This is a genomic window from Sedimentibacter sp. (assembly GCF_032080165.1).
GTDB lineage: Bacteria > Bacillota > Clostridia > Tissierellales > Sedimentibacteraceae > Sedimentibacter.
In genome coordinates this window covers 124,473-143,917 of the sequence record NZ_DAMASY010000002.1, presented here as the reverse complement: position 1 = coordinate 143,917, position 19,445 = coordinate 124,473, and the positions used below count along the sequence as shown (strand labels likewise).

General features: G+C 32.5%; 19 protein-coding genes and 1 tRNA gene. 9 read left to right on the top strand and 11 right to left on the bottom strand.

Annotation, left to right across the window (positions count from 1 at the left end; translation table 11 throughout):
* Positions 1-21: 21 nt before the first annotated feature.
* The 8 genes from RT412_RS03230 to RT412_RS03195 all read left to right on the top strand — a co-directional run bounded on the left by RT412_RS03230 (position 22) and on the right by RT412_RS03195 (position 5,731).
* Positions 22-1,401: a hypothetical protein gene (locus RT412_RS03230; RefSeq protein WP_313343617.1), complete on the top strand. Its 1,380-nt coding sequence runs from the start codon at positions 22-24 to the stop codon at positions 1,399-1,401.
* A 19-nt stretch (positions 1,402-1,420) separates the two neighbouring features.
* On the top strand, positions 1,421-1,582 hold the full coding sequence (locus tag RT412_RS03225) for a hypothetical protein (protein WP_313343620.1): 162 nt from the start codon (positions 1,421-1,423) through the stop codon (positions 1,580-1,582).
* Between the two features lie 261 nt (positions 1,583-1,843).
* Positions 1,844-2,554: a fibronectin type III domain-containing protein gene (locus RT412_RS03220; protein ID WP_313343623.1), complete on the top strand. Its 711-nt coding sequence runs from the start codon at positions 1,844-1,846 to the stop codon at positions 2,552-2,554.
* 2 nt (positions 2,555-2,556) lie between these two features.
* Entirely contained in the window at positions 2,557-2,814 is a 258-nt protein-coding gene (locus RT412_RS03215; protein WP_313370794.1) for a hypothetical protein, read from the top strand.
* A gap of 1 nt (position 2,815) precedes the next feature.
* Positions 2,816-3,049, top strand: coding sequence for a hypothetical protein (locus RT412_RS03210; RefSeq protein WP_313343628.1), 234 nt, complete (start codon positions 2,816-2,818; stop codon positions 3,047-3,049).
* Positions 3,046-3,558 carry a zonular occludens toxin domain-containing protein gene (locus RT412_RS03205; protein WP_313343630.1) on the top strand — a complete coding sequence of 171 codons (513 nt, stop codon included), beginning with the start codon at positions 3,046-3,048 and terminating at the stop codon, positions 3,556-3,558. Before RT412_RS03210 ends, RT412_RS03205 begins: the two co-directional genes overlap by 4 nt.
* A 148-nt stretch (positions 3,559-3,706) precedes the next feature.
* The gene (locus RT412_RS03200; RefSeq protein ID WP_313343632.1) at positions 3,707-4,774 is read left to right on the top strand and encodes a hypothetical protein; all 1,068 of its coding nucleotides are present in this window, start codon (positions 3,707-3,709) and stop codon (positions 4,772-4,774) included.
* 9 nt (positions 4,775-4,783) lie between these two features.
* Positions 4,784-5,731: a tyrosine-type recombinase/integrase gene (locus RT412_RS03195; protein WP_313343635.1), complete on the top strand. Its 948-nt coding sequence runs from the start codon at positions 4,784-4,786 to the stop codon at positions 5,729-5,731.
* 42 nt (positions 5,732-5,773) lie between these two features.
* Here the strand turns inward: RT412_RS03195 and RT412_RS03190 are convergent.
* From RT412_RS03190 to RT412_RS03165, 6 genes are all read right to left on the bottom strand, one after another.
* Positions 5,774-5,847 (bottom strand) — tRNA-Pro (locus RT412_RS03190).
* A gap of 130 nt (positions 5,848-5,977) precedes the next feature.
* Complete coding sequence (locus RT412_RS03185; protein ID WP_313343638.1) at positions 5,978-7,453, bottom strand: protein adenylyltransferase SelO family protein; 1,476 nt, start codon at positions 7,451-7,453, stop codon at positions 5,978-5,980.
* A 120-nt stretch (positions 7,454-7,573) separates the two neighbouring features.
* Positions 7,574-8,446, bottom strand: coding sequence for a DNA glycosylase (locus RT412_RS03180; protein WP_313343641.1), 873 nt, complete (start codon positions 8,444-8,446; stop codon positions 7,574-7,576).
* 8 nt (positions 8,447-8,454) lie between these two features.
* Complete coding sequence (locus tag RT412_RS03175) at positions 8,455-9,093, bottom strand: hypothetical protein (protein ID WP_313343644.1); 639 nt, start codon at positions 9,091-9,093, stop codon at positions 8,455-8,457.
* Between the two features lie 52 nt (positions 9,094-9,145).
* Entirely contained in the window at positions 9,146-11,320 is a 2,175-nt protein-coding gene (locus RT412_RS03170) for a DNA topoisomerase III (RefSeq protein ID WP_313343647.1), read from the bottom strand.
* A gap of 155 nt (positions 11,321-11,475) precedes the next feature.
* Positions 11,476-12,156, bottom strand: a complete 681-nt coding sequence (locus tag RT412_RS03165) for a single-stranded DNA-binding protein (RefSeq protein WP_313343650.1) — start codon at positions 12,154-12,156, stop codon at positions 11,476-11,478.
* A gap of 187 nt (positions 12,157-12,343) precedes the next feature.
* Here RT412_RS03165 and ychF point away from each other — a divergent pair, with 187 nt between their 5' ends.
* Entirely contained in the window at positions 12,344-13,435 is a 1,092-nt protein-coding gene (ychF, locus tag RT412_RS03160; RefSeq protein ID WP_313343653.1) for a redox-regulated ATPase YchF, read from the top strand.
* A 320-nt stretch (positions 13,436-13,755) separates the two neighbouring features.
* Here the strand turns inward: ychF and RT412_RS03155 are convergent, their stop codons facing one another.
* The 5 genes from RT412_RS03155 to RT412_RS03135 all read right to left on the bottom strand — a co-directional run bounded on the left by RT412_RS03155 (position 13,756) and on the right by RT412_RS03135 (position 19,406).
* Positions 13,756-15,399 (bottom strand): ABC transporter substrate-binding protein, encoded by a 1,644-nt coding sequence (locus tag RT412_RS03155; RefSeq protein ID WP_313343655.1) that lies wholly within the window; start codon positions 15,397-15,399, stop codon positions 13,756-13,758.
* 127 nt (positions 15,400-15,526) lie between these two features.
* Positions 15,527-16,486 (bottom strand): ABC transporter ATP-binding protein, encoded by a 960-nt coding sequence (locus RT412_RS03150; RefSeq protein WP_313343658.1) that lies wholly within the window; start codon positions 16,484-16,486, stop codon positions 15,527-15,529.
* Positions 16,476-17,477 carry an ABC transporter ATP-binding protein gene (locus RT412_RS03145; RefSeq protein WP_313343660.1) on the bottom strand — a complete coding sequence of 334 codons (1,002 nt, stop codon included), beginning with the start codon at positions 17,475-17,477 and terminating at the stop codon, positions 16,476-16,478. Before RT412_RS03145 ends, RT412_RS03150 begins: the two co-directional genes overlap by 11 nt.
* Before the next feature lies 1 nt (position 17,478).
* On the bottom strand, positions 17,479-18,330 hold the full coding sequence (locus tag RT412_RS03140) for an ABC transporter permease (protein ID WP_398438905.1): 852 nt from the start codon (positions 18,328-18,330) through the stop codon (positions 17,479-17,481).
* Between the two features lie 62 nt (positions 18,331-18,392).
* Positions 18,393-19,406 (bottom strand): ABC transporter permease, encoded by a 1,014-nt coding sequence (locus tag RT412_RS03135; protein ID WP_313343666.1) that lies wholly within the window; start codon positions 19,404-19,406, stop codon positions 18,393-18,395.
* Positions 19,407-19,445: the final 39 nt, after the last annotated feature.

Sequence of the window (19,445 nt, the reverse complement as noted above, 5' to 3'; positions counted from 1 at the left end):
ATTTTTTTAAGTAGGTTTGTTATGAAAAAGAAAATATTAATTATAGCTTTGTTGTTTTTTATAATAATTCAATATCAATTTATAGCATATGGTTTAGATTTTCCAATTAAAATTACTATTCCTCAAGGAGTTGCTAATTATGTATATACATTTGATTATCCTGTTGATATAAAAACAGTAATAAATACTAACTCAAGTGTTACTTTAAATGATACAAATATTACATTTTATAATTCATCAGAACAAAAAATAGGAACTACAGTAATAAGAAATAACGTTAGACAAACTAAACGAGTTGTTGATTATAAAGATGTAACAAAGGTAATATTTAATGTACCTCAATCTTATGTGATAACAATAGAATTATTTGATTCTATAATTACAGAGTTAGAATTAAATGAGATATTCTTTAATACTTCAAAACAAGAAATCAAGTATATTTTTAATAAAAATTTTGATATTAATGAAGATGATATTTTATTTAAAGACAATAAAAACAATGACATTCCTTTTAATTTTTCAATTGTAGGTAAAGATTTAATTATAAAACCAAAGAATATATTATTAACTGGTGATTACAGTACAACCTTATTAAGTGTTACTGCTTATGATGATTATTTCGGATATCAGCAGTTAGAAAATTTGAATTTTACATTTACTATAGATGAACCATTAAAATTGATTGAATACAAATATAATGCTTTTGATTCAAAATTAGAATGTATTTTCAACAATAAAATAATTGCTAATATATCAGATATAAGCATTGTAAATAAATCAGGAGATAACCAACTGTTAGATTATCAAGTATTAGATAATAAGATTGTATTTAATACATCAAATTATTTAAGTGGTGATTATACACTAAAAATAAATAAGGTTACAAATTATAACGATTCAGAAGATATATTGTCAGATTTAGCAGATTATAAATTCAATATTTCAGGAATCAAATTAATATACAAGAATTTTGGTAATTTCATTTCATCAAGTTTGCAGAATTTAATATTAACTTTTGACAGAAAAATAGAATCAGCAAACATTATATTAAAAAATGAAACTGATGATTTGATAGTAAATACTAATTTAATAATATCAAACGATAAATTCATTATTGATTATGATCCATTTAAGCCCGGGACAAGCTACACATTAACAATAGAATCGTTAAATGCTGTAGACGGTAACGTGATAGAAAGTCCAATGATATTTGAATTTAAAACAATAAAATCAACAGGTGATGTCGGAACAGATATTATAATATCAGAGTTCTTAAATATATTTACTGAAGCACAAAACAGAGGTATTAAAATTGTTATTCTCGCCATTTTATTAGGAATTATATTTATAATTGCTAAATGGCTTTGGAATAAAACCAAAATGTGGTTAAAAAAATTATAAGAAAAGGAAGGAATAAAAAATGTCAGGATTAGCAGAAATTCAAGCTCCAATGGAAGGATTGTTCGCAACAGCGCAAACATCAGGTATTGCAATAGTAGTTGCTGCTATCGGAATAGGTGTTATATTCATAGTAGCTAAATGGTTGTGGGGCAAAACAAAACAATGGCTTAAGTCAGTATAATAGAAAGAGGGAATTAATTTCCCTTTTTTTATTAAAAAATGGGGTGATATTATTAAACGAATATTAATATTTATCATAATTATATCAAATGTACTAACAGTTAAAATATTTGCTTTAAGCATTGAAAGTACACAACATTCCCCCGGTGAGATAAAATTTGCCATTAATGGAGAATCACCATTTCAAATATATAAAAGTATTGATTATATAAACTATACTTTTATAAAGCAAATAGATGATAGATATTTTATTGATAGAGGTTTGCAGGCAGGAGAAACAATATATTATAAAATTATTGATTCAACAGGAGATGAATTAGTTGTAAAACAAACAGTGCCAATAACAAATTTAAATGTACTTCCTTTAACACTTGAACAGCTTGGTGATACATATATTCATGTAAATTGGAATAGTTTTATTCATTCGGTAGATATATATTTGAACGATTCATTATATGAAAGTAATATAACAGATAGTTCTATGACTATTACAAGCCTTAGACCAAATACAGAATATACTATATATTATATTGATTCATATGGTACACAATCAAATACAATACGATTTACTACATTAAATGAATTAAATACTGTTATGGCACGTCTTGATGATTTACTGCGAAAATTATTTGTAACAGATGATTATTACTATGATTCAAATAATGATGGTGTATCTGATGGCTTCCAACCGATAAAAAATAAATTTGATGAATTTACTGAAACATCACCTTTTCAATATCCAAAAGATATAAAAGATAGCATTATAGATACATCTGACAAGGTAATATCTTCAGATTTAGACGATTTGCCATTGATGGAAATAACTTATTTGCCGGGTTTTACTATTAATGTATTTGATTTCACAGGCTTAGAAAATATTATAGAAATTATTCGGTCTATATTGGTTGCAATATTGTATGTATCATTGTTTATCTATTTTGCAAAAAAATTAATACCTGCGTTGAGGGCTTAATTATGGTAATGAAATTTTTAACAGGAATTTTAACAGATTTTCTTGATATAGTGATTAATTTATTAAATGATCTGTTTGGCAGATTTGACATAAGTCCATTTACACAACACTTTGATTTTTTAGTACAAACTGCAGAAAAAGCAAACGTCATATTTCCAATTAAAGAGATATTAGAAGTATTAACAATATTAATGACATTTGCATTTTATAGCTTAGTATTTTGGGCTATACAAAAAATATATGAAATGGTGAGAGGTTAATATGATTTATTTAGTAATAACAGTTATATCGTTTATCATGGGCTTCAAGATAGGTAATTTATATCAAGTATTAAAAATCACATCAATTAGACATCAGATTAATAAAGAAAATATAGAAGAATCAATAAAAAAATCTTATGACAAAAAGATTGCAAATTATCAAAAGAAAATAGATGTATTAGAAGAAAAATTAATTGATTTAACATCAGAATATGGGGAGAGTGAAAATATATGATAGAAGCATTTACAGGATTGCCGGGTCAAGGAAAAACTTATAATATGGTAAGACGTTCATATATAGAACACAAAAAAGGTCGCAAGGTATATGCTAATTTCAAAACTACATTCGCAACCTATTACAAAGAACTATACGAAATATATGAAGTTAAAGACGCTTTAATATTAATGGATGAAGCAGGGATATATTTACCCGCACAAGCATGGCAAAAGATTCCCTTTGAGTTTATGAGAGCAATCAGGCAACACCGTCATAACGGTTTAGATTTATGGTACACAGCACAGGATATGCAAGATGTAAGTACCGCTTTAAGACGTGTAACACAGTTTGAACATAACTTTAATAAGATGGCTAAATTATGTATGTCAAGAACATTTAACCCCAAAACAAAAGAAAAATACGGTTTTGATATACATATATTAAATAAAAAAATATTTGAATTATATGATACAACCTTTGATGTAGAACTCGGAGAATATCTTAAAAATTCAAATAGCAATATATAGTTTTTCCATGCTTAAGCATGGGAAACTATATATTGCTGATTGAATAAAACTATGAATAAATTATCAAAAAGATTATAAAATCTTTTCCCCCCGTCCTTACTATCAGGGGGGGTCAGAAATTCAAAATAACATTTGGGAGATTATAAAAATGCAAATATCTAACATTGATAGTTTGTTTTTTTCTATAGATATTAATGACTATGAGAAAAACAATCAAGAATTAATTCAATTATTAGAGTTATACAAGCTTCAGGCTAAAGCCGATACACTCCAAGATACATACTTAGATTATAAAACATATAGATTTAAAATAATGCCTAATGGTCTTAGATTCCATTCTTTTATATTACATAATGAAATAATGTCTATTTCAATTTCAGCACATAGAAGTAACAATAAAAATAATTATCCTGTAGCGGTTCGTCTTAAGAGTTTGTTTTTATGGCAAAAAGGATATTTACAAGCTTATGAAGATAGCATAAATATTTTAAAGGATATATTCAAAGGTGAATTTATAGCTGAGAAAATTTCAAGGGCTGATATATGTTGTCATACTGATTCTTTACAATTAAATCTTGAGGATGTTAATAATTTTAGGGGTACATTTAAGAAAAATGAAATATTTATGACTAATCGAAAATTAAGCGGTTTGACATTTGGTACATTTTCAGAAAAAAATGTCATGCTTAGAATTTATAACAAATCACTTGAAATTAAGCAAAGCGGAAAGACTTGGTTTAATTCAATTTGGGAAACTCAAAAGATGGATATAGAGAAAGTATGGAACGTTGAGTTCCAAATAGGACGTAATTTTTTTAAAGAACATAATATAGAATCGGTTGCAGATTTTGCGGTAAAATCTCGTTCTATATGGGAATTGCTAACTGCTTCATACTGTAGCTATATAAATTTGGATAATGATAATATAAGCAGATGTACAGTAAAAACAGAATGGGAAGAAATAAGACAAGCCTATAATGGATACATAAAGCAAGACTTAATAAAACGTGACAAGCAAATGCGTTGTACTGCTGATGAATTACTTCCACTTTTAACGGGTGTTCTTATTTCATATGGTGCATGCAAATACAATTTTTCATTACAAGACGTTTTACAAGATTTTAATAATGATTTATCTGAATATTTGAAAACAAAAAAAGGCAATGCCGATATAAGCGAATTATTATTAAAAAGAAGTCAATATATACACTCTTAGGGGGTCAAAATGAAACTTAGTCAATTAAAAAATATGTTTATAATAGATAATGAAATTAAAGGAAACAGTAAAAAAACTATTGCACAATATACGAGGGTTTTAAGTTATTTCATAGAGTTTGCAGGTGATATTGATTCAAATTCCTTAACTGTTGATTTATTGAAATCGTATCAAAAAAATTTGCTTGAACGTGATTTTATAGGAAATTCATTTTATTCAGGTAAGGAAGGGCAAAAATTATCTCGAATTACTGTTAATACATATATGACACATTTAAGGACTTTTATTATATATCTCCATGATAACGGATATATTGAAACTAATTTATTTGAAAAGATAAAAATAGTTAAGAAGCCTAAGAAAATTAAAGAAATATTGTCAGAGTATCAAATCGAAAAAGTCTTAATGTCATTTACAAACTGTGAAATGTCACTTCGTAATCAATGTATATTTTTATCAATGGTTGATGCAGGTTTAAGATTATCTGAAATATGTAAGCTTGATGTACCGGATGTTATGTTTAATAGTAATATGATAAAAATAAATGAAGCTAAAGGCTTCAAAGATAGGTATGTACCTATGAGTTTAACATTAAAGAAGTCATTATATAAATATATTACTATGTATCGCGTACCTGATTCTATAGATAATCAAGCATTATTTTTAAGCAAGGATAAAATGCGTATGAGCGAAAAAGCTGTAACTATGGTTATTGTTAGATTACGTAAAAAAATGAAATTTGAAAAGTTTAACCCTCATATGCTTAGACATACATTCGCTACAAATTACATCATCAACGGTGGTGATATGTTTAACTTACAACTGATATTAGGACATGAAGATTTACAGACGGTTAGAAAATATGTACATTTGGCAAGATATTATCTACAAGGAGATTATACAAAAATTTCTACGTGTGATAGGTTATCAAAAAATAACTCAAAAATAAAAATATAAAGAGCCTGAAAATGGCTCTTTTTCACTGTTTTTATACTGAAATCGGAGTGAAAGGATTTGAACCTTCGGCCTCATGGTCCCGAACCATGCGCGATACCAAGCTTCGCTACACCCCGACAACAATATAATTATAGCACTTTTTAAATGTTTGTCAATAATTTTAGACGGCAAAATATGCAGCTTTAAATGCCGGGACATGAAGAAAAACAGGGGATTATAATTATAATCCCCTAAGTTATGTTGTAATTAAGTTCCGCAAAAAGTCCTATACGGGCAGGTTGTAGGCGGAGGAAGCTTTTTATATTCTTCATATTCATTATTATCCGAATATGGATCCGACAGAGCACTAAGCAGATTATTCATAACACTGTAATCTTCATTATTTATTGCTTCTTTTAGTGCATCCTCCACAAGGTAGTTGCGGGGTATAACTGACGGATTGGAGCTTCTCATAAGATTTTTTATTTCTTCTTTTGTTTTTTGCTGCTTTAACACTCTTGACTGCCACATATTATACCAATTCATAAATTCATAATTGCCACGCAGTACCGTGTCTTCTAATTTATTTTCTGTCAAAGCGTTAAAGGTATAAGTATAATCGGCTTCATATCTATGCATTAAACCAAGTAGATCATCTATAAGAGATACATCCTCCTGTTCTTCATTAAACAGCCCGATTTTTGACCTCATGCCTTCATAATAATTGTTAGTGAACAGCATATTAAATTTTGAAACAGCATCCTGAGCCATTTTAACAGCTGTTTCTTCATCATCGTGAAGTATAGGAATCAGTGCTTCGGCTAATCTCAAAAGATTCCATTCGCCTATTTCGGGTTGATTCTTATATGCGTATCTGCCCGCAGTATCTATTGAACTGAAAACAGTTTCGGGATTATAGGTATCCATAAATGCACATGGTCCATAGTCTATGGTTTCACCGCTTACAGCCATGTTGTCAGTATTCATAACACCGTGTATAAAACCAATCAATTGCCATTTTGAAATAAGTGATGCCTGTTTCTTTACTATTTCTTCTAATAGGAGTACATATTTATCTTTATCATTGCTAATGTATGGGAAATGCCTGTTTATTGTATAATCTGCCAATGATTTTAAATCTTCTGTGGTTCCCCAATTTGCTGCGTATTGAAATGTTCCGACTCTTATATGGCTTGAGGCAACCCGAGTTAATACAGCCCCTTTTAATACCGTTTCACGATAAACCGGCTCCCCTGTTTCAACAACTGATAGGGACCTTGTAGTTGGAATTTTTAAGAAATTCATTGCTTCGCTTATAATGTATTCTCTAAGCATTGGACCCAGCGCTGCTCTGCCGTCCCCTCGTCTTGAAAACGGTGTTTCACCTGATCCTTTTAATTGTATATCGAAACGCTCATTGTCCGGCGTGATTTGTTCACCCAACAAGATTGCTCTTCCATCACCTAACATTGTAAAATACGCAAACTGATGACCTGCATATGCTTGAGCAATCGGTATAGATCCTTCTAAAACAGAATTACCGGCAAGTGCAAAAACTCCATCTTGACTATTAAGTTCTTCTATGTTTAATCCTAATAATTTGGCTAAATCATTGTTTAATATTATCATATATGGTGAGCGAACAGGTGTGGGATAAACCTTTCTGTAAAAAATTTCAGGTAAGCGGGCATAGCTGTTATCTAAATTCCAACCTGTTTTAATCTTTAATTCTCTATTTGACATTTTGTCTCCTTTCCTTGATTGTAAGCAGATGACCCAAATTTTAATTTGGTGTCAGTCGCTTATGCTGTAAGTACAAAAATTAAAAAAGCAGTCACATTAGTTTCTGCTTTTTTATTAAAATTATTTACCTATTCCATTTTCGCGCGCATAATAAAACAAATATTGCTGTGCATACCCTGAAAGCTTCCCGAATTTGTTTTCAGCAAATTTTTGTATATCAGCATCTTTTGTGCTTTTGTCAACATAAAGTGTTTGCATCACTCTTCTTACCCACACATCTACAGGAAATGTATCAAATTGTTTCATAGAAAACAACAATATGCAATTAGCCACCTTGTCCCCTATTCCGTTATAAGTTTTTAAATAATTCAGCCCTTCATTGTAGGAAGTGTTTTTAATATTGTAAATAATGTCTTTTTCTTTTAAAAATCTTTGAGCGGCTTCTTTTATCCTCGGAGCTCTGAAGCCTGCCTTGCATTCTAAAATTTTATCAACCGGTGCTGCTGACAATTTTTCTGCCGTTGGGAAGCTAAAATAATCTTTGCCGTTATAGTTACATATATGATTACCGAAAGTTATGCTTAAATTTTCTATAACCTTTTTAATCATCGGGATTCGGTTATTTGCCGATATCATAAATGATATCATTGTTTCCCATTCATCTTGATTTAAGATTCTGATACCATAACCGAATTTAATAGCCGTATTCATTATTTCGTCTGTATTGACTATTTTTTTGATTTCAGTATAATCGGTATTGAAATCAAAATAATCTTTTATTATATCTTCGTAATCATCCATTGATATATTATTGAATATCACTGAAGATTCATTTTGTTTTACATTTATAACCTTATTTTTAACAACACCGATGTAAGAACCGTCTTCTTCTTTATTCCATCTGAATGCCTGTCCGCAATCAAAAATGTGAGTTATGTTAAAATTTTTTATATTCTCTATAATAATTTTATTATCTTTTTGTATTATATTCATATTCACCTCTAAAAATTTTCCATAAAACTTCCTTGCCCGTAGACTTTAGCTTTTTCAAAATATTCTTCTGCTTCATCATGTTTATTTTCAAACTCAAGAATTTTTCCCGTAAAATAACAACCAAAAGCAACTCTGTAATCATTTTTGGAAATATCAATCAAATCCTTAAAAAATTCTTTACACTCCAGCAAATTGTTGTTATAAAAATCTGATACTGCATATGTCAATTTTATTGTTACTCTGTTATAATCCTTTTTGCTGTATAAATCCAACGTTTCTCTTGCTTGTTCCATCACTTGGTTTGCCTTTTCAATCTCGCCGTTAAAATACATGGATAACACTAAATTATGATAATAAATAACCTGCCAATTCGACGGTATTTTTTTAACCTTGTTGACTAATATATCTATAGCTTCAGCAAATTTTCCTACATACAGTAATCCCGTTGTTTTTTGAATATAATTGATGGTTACTTCTCTGTCTGATTGAATTTTCAATAACAGTTTATCAATTTCATCAATATATTTTTCAGGACTCTTTTCTTTATATAAAAGCTTATTAAACAATTCTACCTGCTTTTCTAAGTTTTTTCTTCTATTAGCTGAATATATAAATAAAACAATTAATATACCTAATATGATATACATTATTTTTCTCCTTATTTGCTGACTTAATGTGAATATTGATTTAGTTTATATTTTAAAGCTTTAATTTAGCTAAGGCATCTGCTAAAGCTGTATTTAAATTTTCATCTTGTTTTCTATTTTGTTTCGACAGATATTTTGAAGCTTCCTTGTTAGATATTGATGATTTTTCACTTCCTTTTCTTTTGTTGAAAGCTGATAATTTTTCCCTAAAACCACATTTGCAAACAAATAATTTGCCTTCCCCTTCACCTTTAAGCTCTAACTTTTTATGACAATTCGGACATCTTGCATTTGTTATTTGAGAAATACCTTTTCTATAGCCGCACTCTCTGTTTTGGCATACAAGCATTGTACCTTTTTTACCGTTTACTTCAAGTAAGTAACTTCCGCATTCAGGGCATTTTGATTTTGTTTCATTGTCATGGATATATTTTTTGTCGCTTACTTTTATTTCTTTAATTATTGATTTTGTATAGTCAATCATATCATTTAGAAATTTAGTTTTGTCTAATTTCCCTTTTGCTATGTCATTTAACTGTTGCTCCCACTTTGCTGTAAGCGCAGGTGACTTTAAATCAACCGGAGCTAAATCCAATAATTGTTTCCCTTTAGATGTTATATAAATGTATTTTTCTTTTTTCTCTATAACAAAGCTGTTAAACAACTTGTCGATTATATCAGCTCTTGTTGCAACAGTACCGAGGCCTCCGGTTTCACCAATTGTTTTTTTCAAATTATTATCAGCATTTTTCATAAATTTAACGGGATTTTCCATGGCTGACAAAAGAGTTGCTTCAGTAAATCTTGCCGGAGGCTTAGTTTCACCTACTGTTTTCCTAATTGAAGAAATTTGTACTTCACTGCCCTTTTTCAGCTTATTTAATTCATTCACGGGATAATCATCAAGTATTTCTTCATCTTCATAATTACCATATACCTCTTTCCATCCCATGGATAAAGTAATTCTTCCTTTAGATGAAAATATTTCGTTATCTGCTTTTCCCGTTATAACTATTTTTTCAAATTCAAAAGGCTTAGATAGCACTGCTAAAAACCTTTTAACAACTAAATCATATATTTTTCTTTCTTTATCAGATAAATCCCCCAAGAAAACTGTTTGCTCCGTAGGGATTATTGCATGATGATCAGAAACTTTTAAGTTATTAACAAAGTTCTTATTGCTTTTAATAGGTTGTGAACTAATTTTAAATCCTATTTTTGCATAAGGCCCTACACTGCATGATTTAACTCTGTCCTTTAATGTATCAACTATGTCTTCAGTTAAGTATCTGGAATCAGTCCTCGGGTATGTTAACACTTTATGACGTTCATAAAGTTGTTGCATAACAGACAATGTTTCCTTTGCAGAATATCCGTACATATTGTTTGCGTCTCTTTGAAGCTCAGTTAAATCATATAACCGGGGAGCAGATGTTGAAGCTCTGTTTCTTGAAATATCAATAATTTCCAATTTTTTTGATTTCATGTTGTTTAATATGTTGTCACACTTTTCCATATTGAAAGTTCTGTTTTCATTATTTTTATCATACCATGTGAATTTAAAGCTGCCGGCTGATGCCTCAATGCCATAATATTCTGAAGGCTTAAAGCTTCTTATTTCATCTTCTAATGCTGCAATCATGGCTATTGTAGGTGTCTGTACTCTGCCACAGGAAAGCTGAGCATTGAATTTTGATGTCAATGCTCTTGTAGCATTAATTCCGACAATCCAATCTGCTTCTGATCGCGCTAAAGCTGATGCGTAGAGGTTATTGTAAGACATACCGTCTTTTAAACTATTAAAACCGTCCTTGATGGCTTTGTCAGTAACAGATGATATCCATAATCTTTTAATAGATTTTTTTACTTCTGCTTTTTCTATAATCCATCTGGCAACAAGTTCTCCTTCCCTGCCCGCATCTGTAGCTATTACAATTTCTGTCACATCTTTTCTTAACAGGAGGTTTTTAACAACTTCAAATTGCTTTCTTGTTTGTTTAATAACTTCTGTCTTCATTGATTTTGGTATTATAGGTAAATCCTCTAACACCCACTTACTGTATTTTTTATCATAGCTTTCAGGGTCAGCCAATGTAACAAGGTGTCCAAGTGCCCAGGTAACTATATATTCTTTACCTTCTACATATCCGTTTCCATTTTTATTGCATTTTAAAACTTTTCCTATATCCTTCCCAACTGAAGGTTTTTCCGCCAATACTAAAATCATTTTACTGTTCCTTTACTTTGTTTGTTATATTGTATCATATTATATAAAAATTTAAAACAAAAATTAGGCTGCTTAAAAGTCCCCCTGAACTTTTTCAACAGCCTGCCATCTTTATGCTTTATCGTAATATAGTAGGTTTGAATAAGTATTTAGTATTATTCCTCAAATTCTTCTTCATCTTCTCTTTTTCGGTTATTTTCGGTTTTAATATGTTCTAACTTTGTTACGGATACTTCATATGCAGTCTTTGTCTCATAGTTTTCGTTTTCATTTTTTTTCTGATACTTTCTGCTTTGAATCCTACCCCAAATCTTAATATGATCTCCCACTTCTAATTTTTCACAGTACCTTGCGTTTCTACCCCATGCAATACAAGGGATATAATCTGACTTATTATAGGATCTGTTTACGGCAATAAGCATGTCTGTGATTTCTCTGCCAAAAGGTGTTGTTCTGAATTTTGTTTCTTTGCATAAATATCCGTTAAGAAAAACTTCATTGGGGTGTCTTATAAGTTCCTCTAATTCATTATCTTCCGGTATTATAATATCTCTTACAAATACTCTCAGAAGCAATTTGTTGCTTGTGTCCTCATATCTATTATAAGATCTGAATTGACCATCAATAACTATATATTTCCCAATACTCATATCAATATCGTTTATTAATCTTTCGGATATTATTACAGGCAGCAGATCCCTGGCGTCGCTTAATCTTGGTACTTCCATAATAAATTCGTAAAACTTTTCTCCAAATACTTCATGACTAAAATCCAATTTACTGTTTATTTTACCAACAATCCTTATATAGTTTGACTGCATCTGTTTATCATTCATATTTATTTCTTCCCCCCATAATTTGTCTTATATATACCATGTTATTCAAGGGTTTTCATTATATTCATTATTTTTATTAAAAAATATACAAGCTTTTACCTTTAATTTTGTTGAAGTTTATTTTTTTATGTTATATAATAATTTGACATAATTTTGGAATAAATGTAGTAAATGAAAGGACGATAAAATGAAATTAGGTATAGTTGGGCTTCCGAATGTAGGAAAAAGTACATTGTTTAATGCTATAACTTCAGCAGGAGCTGAATCGGCAAATTATCCGTTTTGCACAATAGAACCAAATGTAGGAGTTGTGGAGGTTCCCGATAAGAGATTAGATTTTTTAACTAAAATGAGTAATTCAGGAAAAACAGTTCCTGCAGTAATAGAATTTTTTGATATTGCCGGCTTGGTAAAGGGTGCAAGCAAGGGAGAGGGTCTTGGTAATAAATTTTTATCACATATTAGAGAAGTTGAAGCGGTAGTACACGTTGTCCGATGCTTTGAAGATGAAAATGTCATACATGTAGAAAGCAGCGTAAATCCTAAAAGAGATATAGAAATTATCGAACTTGAACTTGTTCTTGCGGATTTGGAGGTAATGACCAAAAGATTAGAAAAATTAACTAAGATGGTTAAAAATGATAAATCCCTGCAATCTGAATTAGAATTAGTTCAAAAGCTTGTATATGCTTTAGAAAGCGAAAAACAGGCAAGATTTTTAGATTACACCGAAGAAGAATTAAAGCTTCTCAAAACATTCAATTTGATTACAGCAAAGCCGGTTTTATATGTTGCAAATGTTGATGAAGAATATATTACTGATCCAAGTTCAAACAAGTACGTGGATGAAGTTAAAAAACATGCTGCTCAGGATAATTCAGAGGTAATTGTAATTTGCGGAAAAATTGAAGAAGAAATATCAACCCTTGAAGATGATGAAAAAATCGAATTTCTGCATGAAATGGGACTTGAAGAATCGGGGCTTGATAAACTTATAAGGGTAAGCTATCATCTGTTGGGATTAATAAGCTTTTTTACAACCGGGCCTATGGAATCAAAGGCATGGACCATTGTAAAGGGTACAAAAGCTCCTCAGGCAGCAGGAAAAATACACTCTGATATTGAAAGAGGTTTCATCAGAGCCGAGGTTACAAGCTATAATGATGTTATTGAATGTGGTTCAATGCTTGCTGCAAAAGAAAAAGGACTTATGCGGCTTGAGGGTAAAGAATATGTAATGGAAGACGGAGATATAGTTCTGTTCAGATTCAATGTATAGCAAATAATTATATTTGAGTTTGTGTAGTAATATACATGAACTCTTTTTTTAACGTTTCTATTTACTGGTTTGTACTATTTTATCCTATTCTGTGTTATTTTTTAGGAGTTCGGTTGCACACTGTTACCTTTCTATTACATTATTAGAACTTTAAACGGAAAACGTTAGTTGTGCTGTCAAAAAAATTATCTCATATAAAAACACACAAAACGGCTGAAATTTTTGTGTGTTTTTGAAATCTGGAAAGAGATTATGTCATATCTCATTTGTATGATTTATAATTATTGTTTCATGTTATATTAATACCTTTACACATACATTTATTCAAAAATAAATTTCATATCAGGGAAGAAAAATGGATATCCCATAAGGTATGCATAGGATTCTCCGACTTTAGAAGCTGTTGCTGCCGGCCACTCAATATAAGTAGACCTGTAAGCTACCCTTTCCGCTAAATCCGAAATCCATGCTTCCGGGACTATTTCATCAACTATTTTATTCTGTATTACAGCATAATTTTCAAAACGTTCTTCTTTGTCAATTGTAGCCAAAGCATCTTCTATTTCTCTGTCTATCTCATCAGATATAGCCCAGTGACAATTTTCATATGTTCCGGCTGTTTTGCTATGAAAACCAGATTCTAACGTAGCTCCGGCATCATTGTATTGAGGAGCAGAATTTATAGAAACTAAATTCGGAGTAGTTTCAGGTCTGGACACTCTATCCTGTAAGGTAACCCAAGGTACTTTTTTTATTTCAACAGTTATTCCCACCTGTCTTGCAGCAGACTGAAAAGCCAAAGCGACTTTTTCGAGATCTGCAACATCTGAGTTTACTAAAAATTCTAAAGTGTAATCTCCGTAATTTTGAGCATATTTTGATTTAGACAGATATTCCTCAGCCTTTTCTATATTATAATTATATTGAGTTGTTTTCACATTGCCCGCAGTGTATGAAGATACCGGACCATAGTTTAGCTTTGATCCTACAAAAATATTATTAGCTATCATATTGTAATCAAACAGATGGCTCAGAGCTTTTCTGTAGTTAACGTCATCGGTAGGTGCAATTGTCGTATTATAAAATACATTTTGAACTAATCTGGTAGAATACACCACAAGATCAACTCCATCCAGCTTATCTAATGCCTCAAGACTTTCCTTGCTCTGCCACATATCACTGATCTCCAGCTGCCCGTTTGCCAGCATAGTGCGAACGGTTGCCGATTCAGTTCCATCAATCATTTTAAATGCATCCGGAGAATTTTCTTCCCATCCTTTATGCCAGTCATCGAATCTTGCGGCATAAAAGTAATCTTGCTGGACTAATTCCTTTGCCATATAGGGACCTGAACCTGCATCATTAGTTATTAAATAATCCTTTCCATAATCACCAAACTCACCGTAAGGTCCTTCCTGTTTATTGTTCATTACCATATCCTCATTTAAAATATACAATCTGCACAAAGAATCAACAAATGTACCAGAAGAGCTGTTCAAAATAAATTTTACGGTATAGTTATCAGTAGCCTCTACATCCTTTATAATATCACTATAAATGTAGGCAAATCCTTCGCCTATATCTAATAGCCTCCTGGCAGAAAATACCACATCAGAAGCTAACAATTCCGAGCCGTCATGAAATTTGACACCTTTTTTTAAATAAAATTTGTATTCCTTGCCGTCCTCACTTACATCCCACCTTTCGGCTAACCATGGAATGACACCTTCCTGGGTCGGAAAAACCAAAGTATCATACAGATTAACAAATGCAACAGCACTTGAATTGCTTATGCCTATTGCAGGGTCAATTACCGGTGTTCCCGAAACCGTGATCCTGATAACTTTTTCACCTCCAGAGCTGTTTTCCAAATTACCTTTGCTGCTGTTATTAGCTCCTGAACATCCTGTAAAGAGAGTCATAATAACTGACGCAATTAAAATAATTGATACTGATTTTTTCATTTTAAAGCTCCTTTCAAAAATTTAGTTTTAAATCAATTTGTTGCAAGCATTGCTACAACTGTTTCTGCAAAACTTCAGATATCATTTATACTCTAATATCTAATATTTTAATTTCTCATTTTTATTTTTAATGCAAATGGCATCTTACAAAATGACCCGCAGATATTTCTTTAATTTTCGGATCTTCCTGCATGCATATTTGCATTCTTGAACTGCACCTTGTATTAAAGCTACAGCCTTTCGGAATATTTACAGGTGAAGGTATCTCTCCTGTGGAAGCAATTTTTTTAGGTTTAAGAGCTTCCTCCTCGTCAGAAATAACAGGTATGGATGAAAGCAACATATTTGTATACGGGTGTAAGGGTGAAGAATAAAAAATTTCAGTCGGAGCTATCTCGCAGATTTTTCCCAGATACATAATTGCTACTCTGGTCGAAATATTGCGCATAACACCCATATCGTGGGTAATAAACATATATGTCAGCTTTCTTTGCCTGTGCAGCTTAATCAGCATATTAATTATCTTGGCCTGAATTGAAACATCCAGCGAAGATGTGGGTTCGTCAAGTATAATAAATTTGGGATCACAGCATAAAGCTCTGGCAATTGACACCAGTTGCTTTTCACCTCCGCCTATGTTATTCGGTGATTTATACATGAAGTCGGAGGGTAATTCAACCATATCCAATATCTCTAATATCTTATCTTCAATTTCATTTTTAGGAACTATTTTGTGAACCTTCAATGGTAAGCTTAATATTTGTCTCACATCCTGATATGGATTTAATGATGAACCCGGATCCTGAAAAACTATTTGAGCGTTTTTCCTGAAACATTTACTTCTCACCTTATCCTTGCTCCCAATCTTTTCTCCGTCAAAAACAATTTCTCCGGATGTTTGATGATACATGCCCATAAAGGTATACGCAATTGTACTCTTTCCTGAACCTGATTCTCCGACTAATCCCAGCACCTCTCCCGGCTCTATGGAAAAGCTTACACCGTCAACGGCACGTACAAAACTGTTTTTACCTATCGGAAAATGCATTTTTAAATCATTAATTTCAAGAAGCTTTTTATTGTTCATAAGATGCACCTCCCCTATACATATGACATGATACGAAGTGTCCGTCTTCTATTTCTACAGCCGAAGGCATTTCAGATTTGCAAATTTCTTCAGATTTTTTGCACCTCGGATAAAAACGACATCCGGGTACGGGATTATGGTAATCCGGAATATATCCGTATATACCCTCAGAAAGCCCCCCTCCCGAAAGCCGTGGTACACAATTTAACAATCCCTGAGTATAAGGGTGAAGTGGTTTTTTAAATAAGTCCTTAGTTTTGCAGGTCTCTACAATATTTCCGGCATACATTATATAAATTCTGTCTACCAGCTCACGGGCCACCCCCAAGGAATGGGTTATCATAATCAAAGAACAACTTTTATTATCAACCAAATCTCTCAATAACCTATGAACCTGATCCTGTATAGTTACATCCAGGGCTGTACCTGGCTCATCAGCAATTATCAGTTCTCTCGGTGTGACTAAAGACATAGCAATGCATATGCGCTGGCGCATTCCTCCTGAAAGCTGATGTGGATATGAATTCATTATGCGATCAGTGTCAGAAATCATTACATTACTAATGGCTGAACGGGCAATAGCTGTCATATCCTTTTTATTTTTTGCCACAGAATGGTTTGAATATTTGATTATATCCAACATCTGTTCTCCTATAGTAAAAACAGGATTCAGAGCTGCTGTAGGAGATTGTGAAATCATAGCGATCTTTTCCCTTCTTATACTCTGGATGTCTCTTTCCGGCAGTCTAAATATATCTTTTCCTCTATATAAAATTTCACCGCCTTCCGGTACATACGACACTTCCTCATCCAATACGCGCAGAATTGTTTTCATTGTGGTAGTCTTGCCACATCCGGATTCCCCAACCAGCCCGATTTTTTCGCCCTGATTTACATAAAGATTAACCCCGTTTACAACTTTTGAATATCCTCTGTAAGTCTTATACCATACATGAAGATTTTTTATATCTAATATTCTGCTGTCCGACATATTATTGCCTCCCTTTATCAAACATGTCACGGATGCCGTCGCCCAGGAAATTAAACCCAACAATCATAAAAGCAACCGCTAATGACGGATATATCGTCATCCACCATAAATCCGGCATATACTTTGTGCCGTCTGATATCATCTGTCCAAAAGCAGGTACCGGCGGCTGTTCTCCAAGCCCTACAAAGCTCAGGGAAGCTCCCTGTAAAATAACCCAGCCCACATCAAGAGCAATTTTCGTAAATACCGGTGACAAGCAATTCGGCAGAATTTCTTTAATCAGAATATGCAGCTTTGAAGCTCCTATAAGCTCAGCATTTTTCACAAAGTATTCGTTTCTTAGCGAAACAGCCATTCCATAGACGAGCCTGGTATACCATGGCCACCAGCTGATTGTTATCGCTATCATTGAATTAGTCATATTCGGCTCCATCAGAGACGCAACTGATAAAGCCAAAATCAGGGGAGGTACTGACAAGAAGATATCCGTTATACGCATAATAAGTGTGGAAAACCACTTACCGTTATAATATCCGGCTACCAGCCCTGTTAATACTCCGACGGGAACAGATATGCACAGCACTATTATAGACATCTTCAGGGCTCCCCTGAAGGAAAAAACAACTCTCGAAAAAATATCCCTTCCAAATATGTCAGTGCCGAACCAAAATGTTGAATTTGGTGCCAGACTTGCGTTTGCATAATCAACATATTCTCTCGAATGCCCCGGAAACGGAGTAATGTACTCGGCAAAAATCGCCATAAGTATGCAGACTGATACAATTATCAGACCTGTAATAGATAATTTGTTTCTGGAAAACTTATACCAATAAATTTTTATGTTTTCCATCATTTTCGGGGATAAAAAAGGTTTTTTAGCCGGAATGTTTATGCCATTTGCTCTATTGCTCAAATTTATTCGCCTCCTAATCTGATCCTTGGGTCAAGAAATGCAGAAATCAAATCAACCACAAAATTTACAATCAAAAATATTACGCCAATTATAACTATTACGGCAACAATAGAATTCAGATCCTTGCTAAGCATTGAATTTATACCATATCTGGAAAGTCCCGGCCAGTTGAAAATTTTTTCAACAAGGAAGGCATTACCAAACATTGCGGCAAAATCCAGACCTATAACTGTAACAACAGGTATGGATGATGGCTTAAGCAAATACTTACCCATTAATAGATTTTTTGGCAGCCCATAACTTTTTGATACCGTCACATATTCTTTGCTTGAATTATCTATAAGTGATGACCTGAGTATTCTCGCATCCTGAAAAATCGGACCTAAAGCCAAGGCTATCCCAGGCAGCAGCAAATGCAGCAGAGCATCAAATGCAATTGCCGGATTTCCTGTTAAAATTCCGTCTATTACATACATCCCCGTTATATGCTGCGGCGGATTAACCCCCGGGCTGAGACGTCCCAAAACAGGTATAACCTGCCATACAAATCCAAACAGCAATAGCAAAAGAACAGCCACTACAAAAGAAGGAAGAGCTATCCCAATGTAAGAAAAAACCCTTATCAGTCCGTCTGCAAGCTTGTCCTTGTGTTTAACAGAAATTACACCAAGTACAAAAGCAGAAAGTATCATTATCATGCCTGAGAATAATATCAGTTCCAGTGTAGCAGGCAAAAACTGTTCAATATCCATAACTACTGGACGTTTTGACACTAAAGATCTTCCGAAATCTCCCTGCAAAACGTTTTTAATCCATAGAATATATTGTGCCGGTAAGGGTTTATCAAGATTCATTTCTTGCCTTAATGCTTCAACCGCTTCACTGGTAGCCTTTGACCCAAGCGCCAGCCTGGCAGGATCTCCGGGAATTATCCGCGAAATTATAAATATTAACAATGACAGACCAAATATAACCAAAATACTTGTAAATAGTCTTTTTATAATATAACGACCCATATATACTACCTTTCTCTCTGATTTTTTTTAATTTAAAAG